At 70.4% G+C, this 18,114-nt stretch carries 12 protein-coding genes and 1 tRNA gene; 10 read left to right on the top strand and 3 right to left on the bottom strand.

The genetic code is table 11. The features are described from left to right. Nucleotides 1-65: 65 nt before the first annotated feature. Complete coding sequence (gene nudC / locus AB4078_RS05100; protein ID WP_441976217.1) at nucleotides 66-1,079, top strand: NAD(+) diphosphatase; 1,014 nt, start codon at nucleotides 66-68, stop codon at nucleotides 1,077-1,079. Then, on the top strand, nucleotides 1,076-2,803 hold the full coding sequence (locus AB4078_RS05095) for an ATP-dependent helicase (protein WP_441976216.1): 1,728 nt from the start codon (nucleotides 1,076-1,078) through the stop codon (nucleotides 2,801-2,803). Before nudC ends, AB4078_RS05095 begins: the two co-directional genes overlap by 4 nt. Nucleotides 2,804-3,559: 756 nt before the next feature. Here AB4078_RS05095 and AB4078_RS05090 read toward each other — a convergent pair. Beyond that, complete coding sequence (locus tag AB4078_RS05090; protein WP_441976215.1) at nucleotides 3,560-4,978, bottom strand: zinc-dependent metalloprotease; 1,419 nt, start codon at nucleotides 4,976-4,978, stop codon at nucleotides 3,560-3,562. A 234-nt stretch (nucleotides 4,979-5,212) separates the two neighbouring features. Between AB4078_RS05090 and AB4078_RS05085 the strand changes: the two genes are divergently transcribed. From AB4078_RS05085 to AB4078_RS05070, 4 genes are all read left to right on the top strand, one after another. Next, on the top strand, nucleotides 5,213-6,280 hold the full coding sequence (locus AB4078_RS05085) for a YlbL family protein (protein ID WP_441976446.1): 1,068 nt from the start codon (nucleotides 5,213-5,215) through the stop codon (nucleotides 6,278-6,280). A gap of 77 nt (nucleotides 6,281-6,357) precedes the next feature. Next, the gene (locus AB4078_RS05080; RefSeq protein WP_440734514.1) at nucleotides 6,358-9,267 is read left to right on the top strand and encodes a UPF0182 family membrane protein; all 2,910 of its coding nucleotides are present in this window, start codon (nucleotides 6,358-6,360) and stop codon (nucleotides 9,265-9,267) included. A 48-nt stretch (nucleotides 9,268-9,315) separates the two neighbouring features. Beyond that, nucleotides 9,316-9,389, top strand: a tRNA-Met gene (locus AB4078_RS05075). A gap of 149 nt (nucleotides 9,390-9,538) precedes the next feature. Further along, entirely contained in the window at nucleotides 9,539-10,618 is a 1,080-nt protein-coding gene (locus AB4078_RS05070) for an alkene reductase (protein ID WP_441976214.1), read from the top strand. A gap of 44 nt (nucleotides 10,619-10,662) precedes the next feature. Here the strand turns inward: AB4078_RS05070 and AB4078_RS05065 are convergent, their stop codons facing one another. Further along, on the bottom strand, nucleotides 10,663-11,451 hold the full coding sequence (locus AB4078_RS05065; RefSeq protein ID WP_441976213.1) for an SPFH domain-containing protein: 789 nt from the start codon (nucleotides 11,449-11,451) through the stop codon (nucleotides 10,663-10,665). Nucleotides 11,452-11,590: 139 nt separating this feature from the next. Here AB4078_RS05065 and AB4078_RS05060 point away from each other — a divergent pair, with 139 nt between their 5' ends. Next, complete coding sequence (locus AB4078_RS05060; protein WP_441976212.1) at nucleotides 11,591-12,394, top strand: carbon-nitrogen hydrolase family protein; 804 nt, start codon at nucleotides 11,591-11,593, stop codon at nucleotides 12,392-12,394. A gap of 7 nt (nucleotides 12,395-12,401) precedes the next feature. Here AB4078_RS05060 and AB4078_RS05055 read toward each other — a convergent pair whose 3' ends face one another. After that, nucleotides 12,402-13,610 (bottom strand): aminotransferase class I/II-fold pyridoxal phosphate-dependent enzyme, encoded by a 1,209-nt coding sequence (locus AB4078_RS05055; protein ID WP_441976211.1) that lies wholly within the window; start codon nucleotides 13,608-13,610, stop codon nucleotides 12,402-12,404. 98 nt (nucleotides 13,611-13,708) lie between these two features. Between AB4078_RS05055 and AB4078_RS05050 the strand changes: the two genes are divergently transcribed. From AB4078_RS05050 to AB4078_RS05040, 3 genes are all read left to right on the top strand, one after another. Beyond that, nucleotides 13,709-15,190, top strand: a complete 1,482-nt coding sequence (locus AB4078_RS05050) for a S1C family serine protease (RefSeq protein ID WP_441976210.1) — start codon at nucleotides 13,709-13,711, stop codon at nucleotides 15,188-15,190. A 127-nt stretch (nucleotides 15,191-15,317) separates the two neighbouring features. Next, nucleotides 15,318-16,628 (top strand): CDP-glycerol glycerophosphotransferase family protein, encoded by a 1,311-nt coding sequence (locus AB4078_RS05045; protein WP_441976209.1) that lies wholly within the window; start codon nucleotides 15,318-15,320, stop codon nucleotides 16,626-16,628. Continuing rightward, nucleotides 16,625-18,079: a CDP-glycerol glycerophosphotransferase family protein gene (locus AB4078_RS05040; RefSeq protein WP_441976208.1), complete on the top strand. Its 1,455-nt coding sequence runs from the start codon at nucleotides 16,625-16,627 to the stop codon at nucleotides 18,077-18,079. The genes AB4078_RS05045 and AB4078_RS05040 overlap by 4 nt, the downstream gene beginning before the upstream one ends. Nucleotides 18,080-18,114 lie beyond the last annotated feature (35 nt).

Here is an 18,114-nt window from a genome sequence, read left to right as displayed (position 1 = left end):
ACCAGGGTAGGTCGAGCCTCGTCCGCACAGGGCCCGCCACGCCTGTGAGAAGGGGAGTCGAGACCGTGCCGGAGACCGTCCCCGAACCGAACGCCGATGACACCGTGGTCCTGGACGCCGCCGTCCTGGATGGCGTGGTCGCCGAGGGCGCAGTGCTCGACGGAGCCGCCCCCGAGGGCGCAGCAGCCGACAAAGGTGCCCCCGAGCGTGCGGCACTCGACAAGGGTGCGCAGTGGCGCGACGACCCGCAGACGATCACCCGTCTCCGCGCCGATCCCCGCACCGGAGTGCTCGTCGTGCGTGAGCGCCGCGTGCCCCTGGACGACGGCCTCATCCTCCTCTCCGCCGGTGACCCCGTCCTCGCCCGCACGCGGGAATGGGCTCTCTTGGGACGTCGTGCCGACGGATCCGGTCTGCTTCTCGCACTACAGGATCCGGAAGATGACACGGACGCGGACGGATCCTGGGCGCCGCGTTGGAGCGACCTGCGGGAAGCTCTCCCCGTGGTTGACGAGGTCGACGCGGAACTGGTCGTCTCCGCCATCGCCCTGGCCGGATGGCTGCACGACGCCGGATTCTGCCCCGCCTGCGGCAGCGCGGCCGAGCTGAGGCAGAGCGGCTGGTCCCGGCACTGCCCCTCGTGCGGGCGGGAGCACTTCCCCCGTACGGACCCCGCCGTGATCGTGGCTGTGCAGAGCGCCGACGGCGAACGCCTGCTCCTCGGCGCCAATGCGCAGTGGAAGGGCCGCTTCTACTCCTGCTTCGCGGGCTTCGTCGAGGCGGGGGAGTCACTCGAGACCACGGTGCACCGCGAGCTGTTCGAAGAGGCGGGCGTGCGCGTCCGCGACGTGGAGTACTTCTCCTCTCAGCCGTGGCCGTTCCCCCGCTCGCTCATGGTCGGGTTCCACGCCACCGCCGTGGACGAGGACGGCGTGCAGGGCGACGGCGAGGAGATCATCGACGTGCGCTGGCTCACCCGCGCGGAGGTCGGATCCGCTCTCGAGGGGAACGGACCCGTGGGACTGCCCGGCGCGGCATCGATCGCGCACCGTCTCATCGTCGACTGGCTTCGGCGGTGAGCGCGCTCGACGGCCTCGACGAACGCCAGCGGGAAGCCGCGTCCGTGCTGCGCGGACCGGTCGCCGTGCTCGCAGGTGCGGGCACCGGTAAGACCCGGGTGATCACGCACCGCATCGCGCACGGCGTCGAGACAGGCGCCTATACGCCGTCACGCGTCATGGCCGTGACGTTCACCGCGAAAGCGGCGGGGGAGCTGCGCGGCCGACTGCGCGCGCTCAACGTGCAGGGCGTCGCCGCACGCACGTTCCACGCCGCCGCCCTCTCTCAGCTCGGCTTCTTCTGGCCGCAACTGGCAGGAGCCCCCGCCCCCGCGATCGTGGACAACAAGGTGCGCCTGCTGGCCCAGGCCGCGGACATGCTGCGCCTCCGGCCCGACACCGCCACGCTGCGCGATCTGGCCTCCGCGATCGAGTGGCGCAAGGTCTCCATGCTGTCCATCGAAGAGGCGGCGCGGCGCGGACGGTCCGTCGGGCGGTTCGACGAGAACCAGGTGGCCGAGCTCTCCCGCGCCTACGAGACGCTCAAGGATGACCGGCATCAGCTCGACTTCGAGGACGTGCTGCTCGCGTGCGCGGGCATGCTCGAGGCGGAACCCCGGGTCGCCGCCGCGGTGCACGAGCAGTACCGGCACTTCACGGTCGATGAGTTCCAGGACGTCTCCCCGCTGCAGCACCGTCTGCTCGAGCTGTGGGTCGGCGACCGCGGGGACCTTTGCGTGGTCGGTGACGCCTCGCAGACCATCTACTCCTTCGCGGGCGCCGACCAGCATTACCTGCTCGACTTCGAGCGCCGTCACGCCGATGCGACGGTGGTGCGGCTGGAGACCAACTACCGCTCCGCGGCCGGGGTGCTCGGTGTGGCCAACGCGCTCATGAAGGGACGTCCCGGGGCGCTCGAGCTCGTGCCGGCCGCAGCCCCCGAATCCGAGGAGCCGCCGGCGATCCCCGTGCATGACCCGGTCGTGGTGGCGTTCGACGACGACGCGGAGGAGGCTCGCGGGGTCGCTGCGGCGATCGCCGCGCGCATCGCCGAGGGGGTGTCACCCGAGGAGATCGCGGTGCTCTACCGTGCCCACTCGCAATCCGGGGCGCTTCTGCAGGCGCTCGCCGCGGCCGGGGTCGCGGCCACGGTGCTGGGAGGGAAGCGCTTCTTCGACCTGCCGGAGGTGCGTCAGGCCGTGCAGGGCCTGCGCGCCGCCGCTGTCGCGCCGCAGCAGCACTCGTTCCTCGGCGCCGTGCGCGACGTGCTGCGCGGCCTCGGCTACACGGACGATCCGCCCGAGGCTGGCGGAGCACTGCGCGACGCCTGGGAGGCCCGCCGCGCCGTGCTGCGCCTCGCCGAGGACGCTCCGGCCGGCACCACCATGCGCAGCTTCGCGGACGACCTCTTCGCCCGGGCCAAGGATCAGCACGAGCCGGTGCTGCGGACCGTGACCCTGTCCACGCTGCACGCCGCGAAGGGCCTGGAATGGCCGCACGTGTATCTCGTGGGCTGCTCGGAGGGTCTGCTGCCGATCTCGTACGCGACGGGCTTCGACGCGATCGACGAGGAGCGCCGGCTCGCGTACGTCGGAGTCACGCGGGCCGCGCGAGCGCTGACGATGACGTGGTCGCGGGATGCGGATCGCGCAGGGCGGCGCCCGTCTCGCTTCCTTGCGGAGATCGGCAGAGGCAGTCTGCGTGAAATTCCACCGTCCGCGATGATCGGCGCCCGTCGCGGGTGATCCGCATCAGCCGGCCCGAGCCGTCGCGTACGGCCTGGGATCGCGTGCTGAGCAGGTCGGCGATCGCCTCCGCGGCGGACGCGATCCCGCCGAGCGGGACCCGGCCCGGATCCCGCTCGAGCAGCTGGACATGCAGGGCCGCCCAGGACGGATCCCGTTCGCGGTCGTGCGAGTCGCGGCAGGAAAGGCACGGGGTCCGCCCTGGCACCACGAGGGGTCCGACGGTCGATCCGCCGGCATCGAAGGCCAACGGCAGGTGCGGCAGATCGTCTGCCAGCATCGCCGCGGCGTCGCGCGCGGCTACGGCCCCGTGCCGGACGACCACCGCGACCGTGTCCGTGTCGTCCACGACATCGACGCCGGCATCCGCGAGCGCCTCCTCGAGGCGGAGCAGCGTGCGGGCCCCGACCACGGGCGACGGCGCCAGCCGTGTCGCGGCCCGGGGGACCACCTCGACGAGCACCGGCTCCAGCTGGGCGTGCAGTCTTCGGGCGGCGGGCAGCGGCGCGCCGACTCCGTGGGCGACGACCTCGAACGCGCGGGCGGGGATCCCGTGCGCGAGCTCCTGCAGCATGCGGGGGATCCACGGCGCTTCCACGTGCAGTGTCAGCGCCGGGTCGGCGCCGAGCTGCACGGTGTCGGCGTCGCGCCAGAGCACGGGGTGCGCCGGATCGAGTCGGATCGTGGACATGCCCCGATCATGACCGGTCCAAGACCTTGCCTGGAGGCCGGATGCGCGATCGGTGGAGAACTCGGTCAGACCGGCTTCTCGTCGGACCCATCGCCGGAGCCGTCCGGTTCGCCCGATCCGTCATCCTCGGAACCGTTCACGGCCCCGGGATCATCCGACTTCTCCGGATCGCCGAAGTCCTCGCCGTTCAGCAGCCGCTCGAGCGCCTCGTCCATCTCGTCGGGCGCGGGCTGCTCGCCCCGTGCGCGCGACTGCAGCCGCGCCACGAGCGCGGCCGGATCATCGATGTCGGACGCATCCGGCATCAGGTCGGGATAGTCCCACAGCGCGTCGCGGGCCTCCACGCCGACCGCCTCGGTGACGGCCCGCCACATCGCGGCGGCCTCGCGCAGCCGGCGCGGCCGGATCTTCAGCCCGACCAGGGCGCCCAGCGCGTCCTCTGCGGGGCCTCCCGCCGCGCGACGGCGGCGGGCCGCCTCGGCGATCCGAACGCTGTCGGGCAGCCGCGAGGTGGCCTGGGTGGTGACCACGTCGACCCAGCCGTCGATGGTGGCGATGAGGTTCTCCAGCCGCTCCAGCGCCTCTCGCTGTGCATCCGACAGCTCCGGCAGCAGCGCCCCGCCCTCGATCGCCTCGCGGAGCTCCTCGGGGTTCGACGGATCGAGCCGGCCGGCGACGTCCTCGAGCTTGTCGACGTCGACCGTCACGCCCTTCGCGAACTCGGTGATCTGCGTCATCACGTGCAGGTGCAGCCAGCGCGCGTGCCGGTACAGCCGGGCGTACGCGATCTCCCGGGCCGCCAGGTACAGCGCGATCTGATCCTCCGGGATCTCCAGCCCTTCGCCGAATGCAGCGAGGTTCTGCGGGATGACGGCCGCGGTGCCGGCCGGCAGCACGGGGATGCCCACGTCGCCGCCGGAGACCACCTCGAGCGACAGGTTGCCCAGCACCTGACCGAACTGCATCGCGAACACCGAGCTGCCGATGCCGCGCATCAGGCGCCCTGCGCCCTGAACCATGCCCTGCATCTCTTCGGGGGTCTGGCCCTCGAGCGCGCTCATCAGCGCGTCGGCGATGCTCGTGGACACCGGGGCGGCGACCTCCTTCCATACCGGAAGGGTCTGCTCGACCCACTCGCCGCGCGTGAGGGCGCGCGGGGCGGAGCCGAGCTCGGAGATCGTGGTCGCCTCGCCGACCCAGAGATCCGCGAGGGCGAAGGCGTCGGCGATCGACGCGCGGGAGCCCGTGTCGATGCCCTGACCATCACGGTTGGCGATGTGCAGCGCCTGCCGCAGCGTGGTCTCCCACGGGTCGCCGTTCATGGCGCCCTGCATCTGCTGCATCATCTGCTGCATCATCGCGGGGTCGAGGTTCAGCCCCTGCATGCCCTGCAGGGCGCTCAGGTCGAAGTCATCCGCCGACCCGCCGAGCATACGGCGGAGGAACTGCAGGAAGTCGTCGGAGTTCGGGTCGTTCTCAGCCATCGGGAGCCCTCTCAGCACGTGTATAGCCCGTGCTGACTACGCTAGTTGCACCACCACAGGATGCGCCGGGAACGGACCGCTCCGCTGTACGCCGCTCGCGAACGAGCATCAGACCCCCGGCCTGGAGGCCCTGTGACGATCAGTCCCGCGCCGAGCGATCCCGAGCAGACCGGGCGCGGAGGATCCGACGCGGGAGCGACGCGCGGGCGGCGGCGTGCACCCCGGGGCACCCGGATCGGGCTGATCGCGTTCATCGTGTCGCTCGTCGCGCTGCTGGTGCTGACCTTCCTCCCGCTGCCGTATGTCATCGAGCAGCCGGGACCGGTCTTCAACACTCTTGGCGAGGTCAAGGACGCGAAGGGCAAGTCCGTGCGGCTGATCTCCGTCACGGGCGCCGACACCCATCCCACCAAGGGTGCGCTGGATCTCACCACCGTGCAGGTCGTGGGCAACCGGGAGAACCCGCCGTCGTGGATGCAGCTCGTGCTGGCCTGGTTCGACCCGTCCAAGGCCGTGGTGCCGGTCGACGCCGTCTTCCCGCAGGGGGTCACCACGACGCAGCGCGATCAGGCGAACCAGCTGATGATGGTCGACTCGCAGCAGGAGGCCACCGCCGCAGCCCTGCGTGAACTCGGCCACGACGTGCCGGTTACGATCCAGGTCGCCTCGGTCACCGACGACGGCGCCGCGCACGGGATCCTGAAGGCGGGAGATGCGGTCATCGCCGTCAACGGCGCGAATCCGTCGGACACGGACGCGGTCCGGGCGGAGATCCAGCAGTCGGCGGGATCTCCTGTCACGCTCACGATCGAACGCGATGGCACGAGGCAGGACGTCTCGGTCACCCCGAAGAAGCAGGTCCAGAGCGGAAGCAGCCGCTGGCTGCTCGGCATCACGCTGCAGCAGAAGTACGACTTCCCGATCGATGTGAAGCTGCAGCTGGACAACGTCGGCGGTCCGAGCGCCGGCATGATGTTCGCGCTGGGCATCATCGACACGCTCACCCCCGGGGCCCTCAACGGCGGCAAGCAGGTCGCAGGCACCGGCACGATCACCGCGGACGGCACGGTCGGCCCGATCGGCGGCATCCGGCAGAAGCTCTACGGTGCGCGCGCGGCCGGCGCGGACTACTTCCTCGCGCCGGGGTCCAACTGCGACGAGGTCTACGGCCACGTCCCCTCCGGGCTGACGGTCGTGCGCACCGACACCCTGGAGCAGTCGCTCGATGCGCTCAAGGTCATCGCCGACGGGGGAGACGTCGCCGCGCTGCCCACGTGCACGGCGGCAGACCTGAAGAAGTAGCCCGCGCGTTCGCGACGGGCGAAGCCGGGGCGCCCGCGGCTCGGGATCTCGACAAAGCGCCGACCTAGGATGGGACGGTGACCACCTCACCCGCACCGGCCGCGCCCCGTACTGCCCGACGCATCGTCCTCGCGACGGTGGTGATCCTCGCCGTGCTCATCGCCGCGTTCTTCGTGTTCGCATCGATGTACACCGATTTCCTCTGGTACGACCAGCTGAACTTCGCCGGCGTGCTCACCACCCGCTGGATCGCGACTGCGACGATGTTCGTCGTCGGCTTCCTCGGCATGGCGGTGCCGATGTTCATCGCCATCCAGCTGGCCTACCGGATGCGGCCCGTCTACGTGCGGCTGAGCTCGCAGCTGGACCGGTACCAGGAGGTCGTCGAGCCGCTGCGTCGCCTGGCGATGTGGGGGATGCCGGTCTTCTTCGGCCTGTTCGCCGGCTTCGCCGCCGCGGGGCAGTGGGAGACCGTGTGGCAGTGGGCGAACGGCACCGCGACGGGCCAGAAGGACGCCCAGTTCCACCTGGACACCGGCTTCTACCTGTTCGACCTGCCCTTCTACGAGGCGCTGCTCGGCTTCATCTCCGCGGTGCTGATCCTGTCGCTGCTGGTGTCGGCGCTCGTGCTGTACCTGTACGGCTCGGTGCGGATCGGCCAGGGGGAGCTGCGCATCTCCAAGGCGGCCCGTGTGCAGCTGGCCGTGATCGCCGGCGTCTACCTGCTGACCCAGGCGGTGAGCCTGTGGATGGACCGTTACAAGACGCTCACCACCACTGAGGACAAGATCACGGGTGCGGCCTTCACCGGCGTCAACGCGGTGATCCCCGGTCTGTCGATCCTCGCGATCATCGCCGCGCTCGTGGCCGTGCTTTTCTTCGTCACCGCGGTGATCGGGCACTGGCGCTTCCCGCTGGCGGCGACCGCGCTGCTCATCGTGGCGGCCCTCGTGCTCGGCATCGCCTATCCGTGGGCGGTGAACACCTTCCAGGTGAAGCCGAACCAGAACCAGCTGCAGGCGCAGTACTACGAGCGCAACCTGACCGCCACCAAGGCGGCCTACGGGATCAACGGCGTGGAGACCACCCCGTTCAAGGCGCAGACCACGGCCGAGTCGGGGCAGCTGCGCAGCGACGCCGACACGACGGCGTCGATCCGCATCATGGATCCGAATGTGATCGGGCCGACGTTCCAGCAGCTCGAGCAGTACCGGAGCTATTACAAGTTCCCGTCGAAGCTCGACGTCGACCGCTACACGATCGACGGCAAGACCCAGGATGCGGTGGTCGCCGTCCGCGAGATCGACACGGACCGCATCGGCAGCCCGACGTGGAACAACAACACCCTCGTCTACACGCACGGCTACGGCCTCGTCGCCGCCGCCGGCAACAAGCGCACCGACGACGGGGAGCCGGTCTTCCTGGAGCGGGGCATCCCGACCTCGGGCACGCTGACCGACGCCCAGAAGTTCGAGCCGCGAGTGTACTTCGGCGAGAACTCGCCGGCCTATTCGATCGTGGGAGCGCCGAAGGGCACCGCGCCGGTCGAGATCGACTATCCGCGCGGCAAGGACTCCAGCGAGAACCAGACGAAGACGACGTTCACGGGTGACGGCGGACCGCGGGTCGGCAACTTCTTCACGAAGCTGCTGTACGCGCTGAAGTTCCAGTCCGAGCAGATCCTGTTCTCGGAGAGCGTGAACGAGGACTCCCAGATCCTCTACGACCGTGCACCGAAGGATCGAGTGCAGAAGGCGGCGCCGTACCTGACGCTGGACAGCGACCCGTACCCGAGCATCGTGGACGGCCGGATCGTGTGGATCGTGGACGGCTACACCACGAGCTCGAGCTACCCGTACTCGACCACCGTCAACCTGCCCAAGGCGATCAGCGACTCGGTCAACACCCAGCCCGGCTTCGTGACGGACGACATCAACTACATCCGCAACTCGGTCAAGGCCACCGTCGACGCCTACGACGGCAAGGTCACCCTGTACGCGTGGGATCCGACCGACCCGGTGCTGAAGACCTGGCAGAAGATCTATCCGTCCACGCTCAAGCCGATCAGCGACATGTCGGCGCAGCTCATGAGCCACGTGCGTTACCCCACCGACCTGTTCAAGGTGCAGCGCGCGATGCTCGGCACCTATCACGTCAACGACGCGGCCTCGTTCGCCCGGCAGGACAACCTCTGGGAGACCCCGAACGACCCGCAGAGCGATTCGGCCAACCCCGAGCTGCAGCCTCCGTACTACCTGACCATGAAGATGCCCGGGCAGGAGCAGTCCCAGTTCTCCATGTACACGAGCTTCATCCCCGCGTCGCAGGGATCGAACAGCCGGAACGTGCTGATGGGCTATCTGTCTGTCGACGCGGATGCCGGTTCGACCGCGGGGAAGAAATCGGATTCCTACGGCAAGCTGCGCATGCTGGAGATCGACGCCGACACCACGGTGCCGGGCCCCGGCCAGGTGCAGAACTCGTTCGACTCGGATCCGACCGTGGGCCAGCAGCTCAACCTGCTCAAGCAGGGGCAGTCGAAGGTGACCCACGGCAACCTGCTGACGCTGCCCGTCGGCGGCGGGTTCCTGTACGTGCAGCCGGTCTTCGTGCAGTCGTCCGGTGGCACCCAGGTGCCGCGTCTGCAGAAGATCCTCGTCGCCTTCGGCGACAAGATCGCCTTCGCCGACACGCTCACCGAGGCGCTGGACCAGCTGTTCGGCGGCGACTCGGGCGCCGCGGGCGGTGACAACAACATCACGCCCACTCCGACGCCGACCCCCGGGACGGGGACCGGCACCACGCCGCCCACCGGCGACGCGGCGTTCCAGTCCGCCCTGGCGGACGCGAAGGCGGCGATGGTCGCGCGCGACGCCGCGCTGAAGGCGGGGAACCTCTCGGAGTTCGCCGTGCAGGACCAGAAGCTCACCGACGCCGTGAACCGGCTGATCGAGCTCGAGGGGAGCGGCAGCACCACCACGAAGTAGCGCTCGATTCGCGCACTGCCGATTCCCGTGTTAGGCTATTCCTTGTGCCGCGGGGTGGAGCAGTTCGGTAGCTCGCCGGGCTCATAACCCGGAGGTCGCAGGTTCAAATCCTGTCCCCGCAACAAGAGAAGGCCCCCTGATCAGGGAAATCTGATCAGGGGGCCTTCGTCATGCGGCGATCGTGAGTCGTTCCGAGGGCCGCGATCCGGTGCCCAGGCGATCCGCATGCCGGTATCGGAATATCGTGCGAGGGCCGCGCCTTACCCTCCTTGTGAATCTTTACGAACCCGCCGTCTTCGGCGCCCTGCAGCTGTCCAACCGCGTGGTCATGGCCCCGCTCACCCGCACTCGTGCCCGGGCGGACGGCGTGCCGACGGCGACCATGGAGGAGTACTACCGGCAGAGGTCCGGACAGGGGCTCATCCTGACCGAGGGCACCTGGCCGTCCGCGGAGGGCAAGTCGTACCCGGGGCAGCCGGGCATCGTGACTCCCGCGCAGATCGACGGCTGGCGGCGGATCGCCGATGCCGTGCACGCGGCAGGCGGCACGATCGTCATGCAGCTCATGCATGGCGGCCGGATCTCCCATCCCGACATCTCGGGCGAACCGCGCGTGGTCGGCCCCAGTGCGCTCGCCGCGCCGGGGGAGACGCACACCCCTCACGGCAAGGCCGAGCTGCCGGTCGCGCACGCGCTGACCGAGGAGGAGATCACCGAGGTGATCGCCCAGTTCGCCGATGCGGCCCGCAACGCGATCGCTGCCGGCATGGACGGGGTGGAGGTACACGGTGCGAACGGCTATCTGGTGCATCAGTTCCTCTCGCCGGCGTCCAACACCCGTGAGGACCGCTACGGCGGCTCTCCCGAGAACCGAGCACGCTTCGCCGTCGAGGTCACGCGTGCCGTGGCCGACGCCGTGGGCGCCGAGCGGACCGGGATCCGGCTGTCGCCGCAGCACAACATCCAGGGCGTGCTCGAGCAGGACGACGCCGACGCCTGGGCCTCGTACACCGCGGTCGCCCAGGGCCTCGCACCCCTGGAGCTCGCCTTCGTCGACGTTCTCTTCGCGCAGCCCACCGCCGAGATCGTGCAGCACATCCGCCGCAGCGCCGGCGCGCCGCTCATCGTCAACTCGGGTTTCGCCGCCGTGACCGTCAAGGAGGAGGCGGAGGCGCTCGTGGCCGAGGGATGGGCGGACGCGGTGGCCGTCGGCCGGCCCGTCATCGCCAACCCCGACCTGGCGACGCGCTGGGTGCAGGACGCCGGACTCAATGCGCCGCGACCGGAGCTGTTCTACGGCGCCACCGCTGAGGGCTACATCGACTACCCGGCGCTCGAACCCATCGCGTGACGACATCGGAGGGCGGCGCCCCGGGTGCCGCCCTCCGATGCTGCTCAGTGCGCGCGCACCTGCGCCACCGCCGCCTCCCGGTCGATCATGTTCATGACCTCGCCGATCGTGTTGACCAGCGGCGCCGGCACGATCACCAGGGTGTTCTTGTCCACGCCGATCTCCACGAGCGTCTGCAGGGTGCGCAGCTGCAGCGCGAGCGGGTGCGACATCATCGTGTCGGATGCGGTGCCCAGCTGGGCGGCGGCGAGCGCCTCGCCCTCCGCGGCGATGATCTTCGCCCTCTTCTCGCGCTCGGCCTCGGCCTGCTTGGCCATCGCGCGCTTCATCGAGTCGGGCAGCAGGATGTCCTTGAGCTCGACGAGGGTGACCTCCACGCCCCAGTCGACTGTGGTCACGTCGAGGATCTCGCGGATGTTCACGTTCAGCGCCGCCGTGTCGGACAGGGTCTCGTCGAGGTGGTGCTGGCCGACGACCTTGCGCAGCGTGGTCTGCGCGATCTGGTCGATCGCAGAGCGCACGTTCTCGATGGCGATCACCGACTTCACCGGATCGACCACACGGTAGTACGCCACGGCCGAGACGCCGACCGTCACGTTGTCCTTGGTGATGATGCCCTGCGACTGGATCGGCAGCGTGACGATCCGCAGCGGCACCTTGATCATGACGTCGACGATCGGGAAGATGAACCGGATCCCGGGCTCCCGCACGTTGTGCAGCCGTCCGAACCGCAGCACGACGCCGCGTTCGTACTGCCGCACGATGCGCACGGACATGAAGAACACGATGATCGCGAGGATCACGACGACGGAGATGATGATGAGCGGGGTCATGGGGACCGCCTCCTCCGGCTCCGGTGACGTGCCGCGGGCCAGTGTCTCCATTGTCCTCCTGCCTGTGGCGTGCGTCGCCGGTTGCGGTCAGTTCGGGTGCGCGGATTGTCCATGCCGCACGGTGCGCGATGATGGAGCGATGACCGCCGTCACCGTTTCCGTCGCCGTGTGCCAGTTCGCGCCTGTCGCCGACCGTGCGGCGAACCGGGAGAGGATCGGCGACCTCGTCGTGCAGGCCGCCGGACGCGGGGTGCGGCTGATCGTGCTGCCGGAGTACTCCAGCTACTTCGTGGATCCGCTCGACGAGAGCCTCGCCGCGAACGCGGAGGAGCTGGACGACGCGTTCACCGGTCGGCTGCGGGAGCTGGCGGACCGGCACGGGGTCGTGATCGTCGCAGGTCTGGTCGAGCGGGCAGGTGCAGGACGGATCCGCAACGCCCTCGTCGCGGTGGACCGGACGGGGCTGCTCGCCGTCTACCGCAAGCAGCACCTGTACGACGCGTTCGGTCAGTCGGAGTCGCGCTGGATCGAGGCGGGCGAGCTCGGCGATGCCGCGACCTTCACCGTCGACGGAATGACGTTCGGGCTGATGACCTGTTACGACCTGCGTTTCCCCGAGGTCGCCCGCACCCTCGTCGACGCGGGCGCCGAGGCGCTCGTGGTGCCTGCGGAGTGGGTGCGCGGCCCGCTCAAGGAGCACCACTGGACCACGCTGCTCGCGGCGCGCGCGATCGAGAGCACCGCATACGTCGTCGCGGCCGATCACCCGACGCCGGTCGGCGTGGGGCATTCGGCCGTGATCGATCCGCAGGGCGTCACGGTCGCCGGGATCGGAACAGGCGAGGGGATCGCCGTCGCCGACCTGGACGCGGCGCTCGTCGCCCGCACCCGCGAGATCAATCCGGTGCTGCGGCTGCGCCGCTACCGGGTCGTGCCGCGCTGACCCCCGTTCACACTCCCGCGCGAAGTCCTGCCAGGCGCTCTGCGGCCTCCGCGATCACCTCGGGGCGCTTGCATGCGGCGAAGCGCACCAGGCCGCGGTAGTCCTCCCGGTGCTCGGGGCGCACGAACGCGGTGAGCGGGATCGCCGCGACACCGATCCGTTCCGGCAGCGCCCGGCAGAATGCGTCAGCGTCCGCCCCTCCGATCGCGGAGGCGTCGGCAACCGTGAAGTAGCCGCCGTCCGGGCGGTGCACCTCGAAGCCGGCCGCACTCAGGCCCTCCGCGAGGAGATCGTGCTTCGCGCGCAGCTGCTCCGCGGCGCCCGTGAAGAACACGTCGGGCAGGCGCAGGCCCGCGGCCACCGCCGGCTGGAACGGCCCGCCGTTGACGTAGGTGAGGAACTGCTTGACGCTGAGCACCGCGGTGATGAGCTCGGCGGGGCCGTGGATCCAGCCGATCTTCCACCCGGTCACCGAGAACGTCTTGCCCGCCGAGGAGATCGTGAGGGTTCGTTCGGCCGCGCCGGGCAGGGTCGCGATCGGCACATGCGGACCGGCGAAGGCGAGGTGCTCGTACACCTCGTCCGTGACGATGATCGCGTCGTGCTGGTGCGCCAGGCGCACGATCTCGCTCCGGACGGCGTCGCTCAGCACGGCTCCCGTGGGATTGTGCGGGTCGTTCACGAGGATCACCCGGCAGCGATCCGTGATCGCCGCCGCGAGCTCGTCGGGATCCGGCTGGAAGTCGGGCATGCGCAGCGGCACGGTGCGCAGCGTGGCGCCGCTGAGCGCCGCGATCGCCGCATACGAGTCGTAGAACGGCTCGAACACCACGATCTCGTCCTCGGGGCCGTCCACGAGGGCGAGGAGAGACGCGGCGATGGCCTCGGTGGCGCCCGCGGTGACGAGGACCTCGCGATCCGGATCGACGTCCAGACCATAGAAGAGCCGCTGATGCTCGGCGATCGCCTGCAGCAGGTCCGGCACACCGCGTCCGGGCGGATACTGGTTCGTGCCGTCGAGGATCGCGGCGCGGGCGGTCTCGAGGACCTCGGCCGGACCGTCCTCATCGGGGAACCCCTGCCCGAGGTTGATCGCCCCGGTGCGGCCCGCGAGCGCGGAGATCTCGGCGAAGATGGTAGGGGCGACCTCACCGGCTGCGGAGAGCAGACCGGCGCCGGCCGCCGTGCGGCGCCAGGCGCCGGGCAGGATTCCCATGCCGCCCAGGGTAACGCCATAGCGGAATCTCCCAGCCAGCATAAGAAAAACACAGAAACGGCCGTCAGTCTGTAAGGGCAAGGTTCAAAGGAGCAGACATGAACGAGCAGACGCCTCACCCCGACGCTGGGCACTCCGTGCCCCCGTCGTTCTCGTCCACCCCCGCGGCCGCCCCGGGCGCCTCCGCCCCGGACGGCGCCACGGCGCCCACCACCCCGATCCCGCCCACCGGCGCCTACGCGGCACCGGAGCAGGCGCACCCGACCCTGCCCGTGAACCCCGGGCATCCGGGAGCGCACGCCGGCGCCGCATTCGGTGCGGCCGCCACCACGGCTCCGGCCGCAGAGCCCCGGGCCAAGAGCGGCGTCGGCGGCGGCAAGATCGCAGCGATCATCATCGCCGCGGCCCTCGTCGGCGGCCTCGCCGGCGTCGGCGGAGCCGTCGGCTATGGTTCGCTGACCTCGTCGAACTCCTCCTCGACGAAGTCGAGCTCCGGGCCCAGCACCGTCACGGTGAACAATCCCGAGTCCGTGTCGGAGGCCACCGCGATCGCCGCGAAGACCGTGCCTTCGGTGGTCACGATCGAGGTCTCCGGATCCAGCGCCGCAGGATCCGGATCCGGCATCGTGCTCGACAAGGAAGGGCACATCCTCACCAACGCGCACGTGGTGACGCTGGACGGCGAGGTCTCCGATCCCACGATCCGGGTGACCACCTCGGACGGCCGCATCCTCGACGCCACGGTCGTCGGCGTCGACCCCACCTACGACATGGCCGTGATCAAGGTGAAGGACGGCTCGAGTCTGACCCCGATGGAGTTCGCCGACTCGTCCAAGGTCAACGTCGGATCCATGACGGTCGCCGTGGGCGCGCCCCTGGGCCTGTCCAACTCGGTGACCACCGGCATCGTCAGCGCGCTCAACCGCAGCATCCAGATCCAGTCGTCCGCCGCTCCCTCGCAAGGCTCCAACGGCGACCAGCAGCAGAGCCCGAACCAGGACGGTTCGCAGCAGCCGTTCCAGTTCGACATCCCCGGACGCGGATCCGGATCCCAGAGCGCCGCGGCGACCATCTCCATCTCCGTGATCCAGACGGACGCGGCGATCAACCCCGGCAACTCCGGCGGCGCGCTGGTCGACAGCGACGGCAAGCTCATCGGCGTGAACGTGGCGATCGCGAGCGCCGGATCCTCGTCCTCGTCGTCGGGCCAGTCCGGCAACATCGGCGTGGGCTTCGCGATCCCCTCGAACATCGCCAAGCGCGTCGCCGGCGAGATCATCGCCGACGGCAAGGCCACCCACGGCCTGCTCGGCGCCACCGTGCAGGACGCGAGTGGTCAGAAGGGCGCCACGGTCGTGGGCGCTGCCATCGCCTCGGTCACGAGCGGCGGCGCGGCGGCGAATGCGGGCGTCCAGGCCGGCGACGTGGTCACCGCTTTCAACGGCAACCCGATCACCGACGCCAGCGACCTCACCGCGCAGGTGCGCTCGGTCGCCGGCGGCAGCTCTGCGACCCTCACCGTCAACCGTGGCGGGAAGTCGCAGGACATCAAGGTCACCCTGGGCACGCTGTCCCAGTGACCCGCGCCTGAACCTTGCCAAGCAGAAGGGCGCCACCTCGCGACGCGGTCGCGGGTGGCGCCCTTCCTCGTCTGGGTCCCGGGGGATCCGTTCGTCGGCTCCGCCGACAGGGCGCTAGGCTCGCGGGGTGGCGTCCTTCTCCTTCCGTGCGGGCAACGCCGGCAAGCTGCTGAGGATCCCGCTCTATCTGCTCGGACGCGTGGGGACCCTGATCGTCCCGCGCGGGCGCGGCTGGGTGATCGGCTGCGGGGCGGGGATCGGAGACGGCGCCCTCGCCCTCTGGCGGGCCGCGGTCGAGGCGGGGCTGCAGCCGCTCTGGCTGACCGGATCCGACCGAGAGCAGCGCGATGCCGCAGCGCTCGGCATCCGCACGATCCCGAAGAACGGACTTCGCGGCTGGTGGGCCACGGCCCGTGCCGGCGTGGTCGTCGTCACGCACGGATTCGGCGACGTCAACCGCTACGCGACATCGGGCGCCTATCTCGTCCAGCTCTGGCACGGCATCCCGCTCAAGCGCATCGGGCTCGACTCCCCGGCCACGGTGCAGAGCGCGTTCCTGCCCGGCTTCGTGCCGCTGCAGAAGCTGCTCGGGCTGCTCTACCGCGCGCAGACCCGGCGCATCCGCGTCCTGCCCGCGGCGTCCGAGCGCTCCCGCGGGCGCCTGGAGTCCGCCTTCGGTCTGGGCGTGCAGCAGGTGCTCGTGACCGGCGAACCGCGCGTCGATGTGCTCTCCGCCGGGGATCCGGCCGAACGTCGTGCCGACGCGGTCGCGCGCCGCGACGACGCCGTCGGCCCCATCGCCGAGGGCACGCGCGTGGTGCTGTACGCGCCCACCTGGCGCGACGGAGCGCCAGACCCCGCCGTGCCGAGCGATACGGAATGGACGCGGATCCTCGAGGTCCTCGAGCGCACGGACAGCGTGCTGCTGGTGCGCTCGCATCCTCTGGGCGAAGGGGAGTACCGCCCTCCCACGCCGTCGGAGCGCGTTCGCACGATCGGATCCGCGCTGGTGCCCGACATCACGCCCGTGCTGCCCGCGATCGACGTGCTCGTGACGGACTACTCGTCGATGGCCTACGACGTCGGGCTGCTCGCGATGCCGGTGATCTACCTCGCTCCGGACCCGGTCGCGTACGCCACTTCGCGCGGCTTCTACGGAGAGTACGCCGAGGTCGCCGGCTCCGACCCCGCTGCGGACTGGACCGACGCGGCGGCGCAGCTGCAGGCGACCCTGCTGGAGGATGCGGAGTTCGAGCGCCGTGCCGCCCTCTCCCGCGAGCTCAGCGCGCGCATGCACGCGCATCGTGACGGCGGCAACACCGCCCGTGTGCTCGCCGCGATCCTCGCTCGCACCGGTGCCGCCACGAGCGCGGCGACGCCCGGCACCGCGACGGCGTTCCACGCATCTCCGACCCCCGCTTCGAAGGGAACCGCATGACGACCCCCCGCGTCACCTCTGTCCGCGTCGATGAGGAGCAGCAGGCGCTGCTGATCGCGGGGGAGGGCTCCGCGCCTGCCGAGGTCGAGCTCGCCGGCCGCCGAGCTGTCGCGGCCGCGATCGTCGCCGAGGACGGTCCGGACACGTGGAGCGCCGAACTGCCGCTTCGGGCTTCGCGCTGGGGCGGGGCTGAGCTGCCGCTGCCGAGTGGGGACTACGAGTTGACCGTGGATGGCGTCCCGCTCGACGACCTCGAGATCGGGAGCGTGCTGCTCGCCGGGCTCCGTGTGTCTGCGACGAGCGGCACCGTGCGCATCGCGCCGCCCGTCGACCCCGCCTACGAGACCGCGGAGGGCCGTCTCGCGCTCGAGGGCCGCTACGCGGCGCTGCCGGGCGCCGGCGAGAACGCGGTGTTCTTCGAGTCGTTCTACGGGCAGTCCAGTGGCTGCAATCCCGGCGCGATCGACCGCGAGCTCGCGCGACGCGCACCCCGCGTGACCCGCTACTGGAGCGTCGTGGACCTCTCCGTCCCGGTGCCGGAGGGGGCGATCGCCGTCGTCGAAGGTTCGCCGGAGTGGTGGCGGGCGCGTGCGGACGCGCGGCTGCTCGTGGTGAACGACTGGCTGCGCCGTCGGTTCGACCGCAAGCCCGGCCAGCGCGTGCTGCAGACCTGGCACGGCACTCCGCTCAAGCGGCTGGCGCTGCACCGCCCTGGGCTGCATCCGCGGCGCTGGCTCGCGGTCATCCGCGAATCCCGGCGCTGGGATGTTCTGCTCGCGCAGAACCCTTATGCGGAGCGCGTGCTGCGCAAGGCCTACGCGTTCCTGCGGAAGCCGATCTGGGTCGACGGCTATCCCCGCAACGACGTGCTCCTCACGGGCGACGCCGCACGCGTCCGCACGGCTCTCGGGATCGGCGAGAGCGAGCGAGTGCTGCTGTATGCGCCGACCTGGCGCGACGACCGGTCCGAGATGGTCGACTTCGTGGATCCGAATGCGCTCGCCGCGGCCGCCGACGCGGTTGTGCTCGTGCGCGGGCACTCCCGCACGATCCGCCCCGGGCGCGACCACGCCGGATCCCGCGTGATCGACGTCACCGGCTATCCCGATACCGCGGAGCTGCTTCTCGCTGCGGATGCGCTGGTCACCGACTACTCCTCGGTCATGTTCGATTTCAGCGCGACGGGCAAGCCGATGTACTTCCTGGTGCCGGATCTCGAGCACTACCGGGGCAAGCTGCGCGGCTTCTACTTCGACCTCGCCGCACGTGCGCCCGGGCCGCTCCTGCACACTCAGGAGGAGCTGGTCGCAGCGCTCTCCGACATGTCCGCGGTGGCACAGCATGCACCGAAATACGTCGCCTGGCAGGCGCAGTTCAATGGACGCGACGACGGGTCTGCCTCCGGCCGCGTCGTCGACCGGATCCTGGACCTCGGCTGGCTGGAGGCCTGACGCCCTCTCGGGCGCGGCCGGAGACAGGCGCAGGT

Origin of the sequence: Microbacterium sp. 2MCAF23 (assembly GCF_052115565.1) — a bacterium.
Taxonomy (GTDB): Bacteria; Actinomycetota; Actinomycetes; order Actinomycetales; family Microbacteriaceae; genus Microbacterium.
This window is presented reverse-complemented; position numbering and strand designations above follow the sequence as displayed.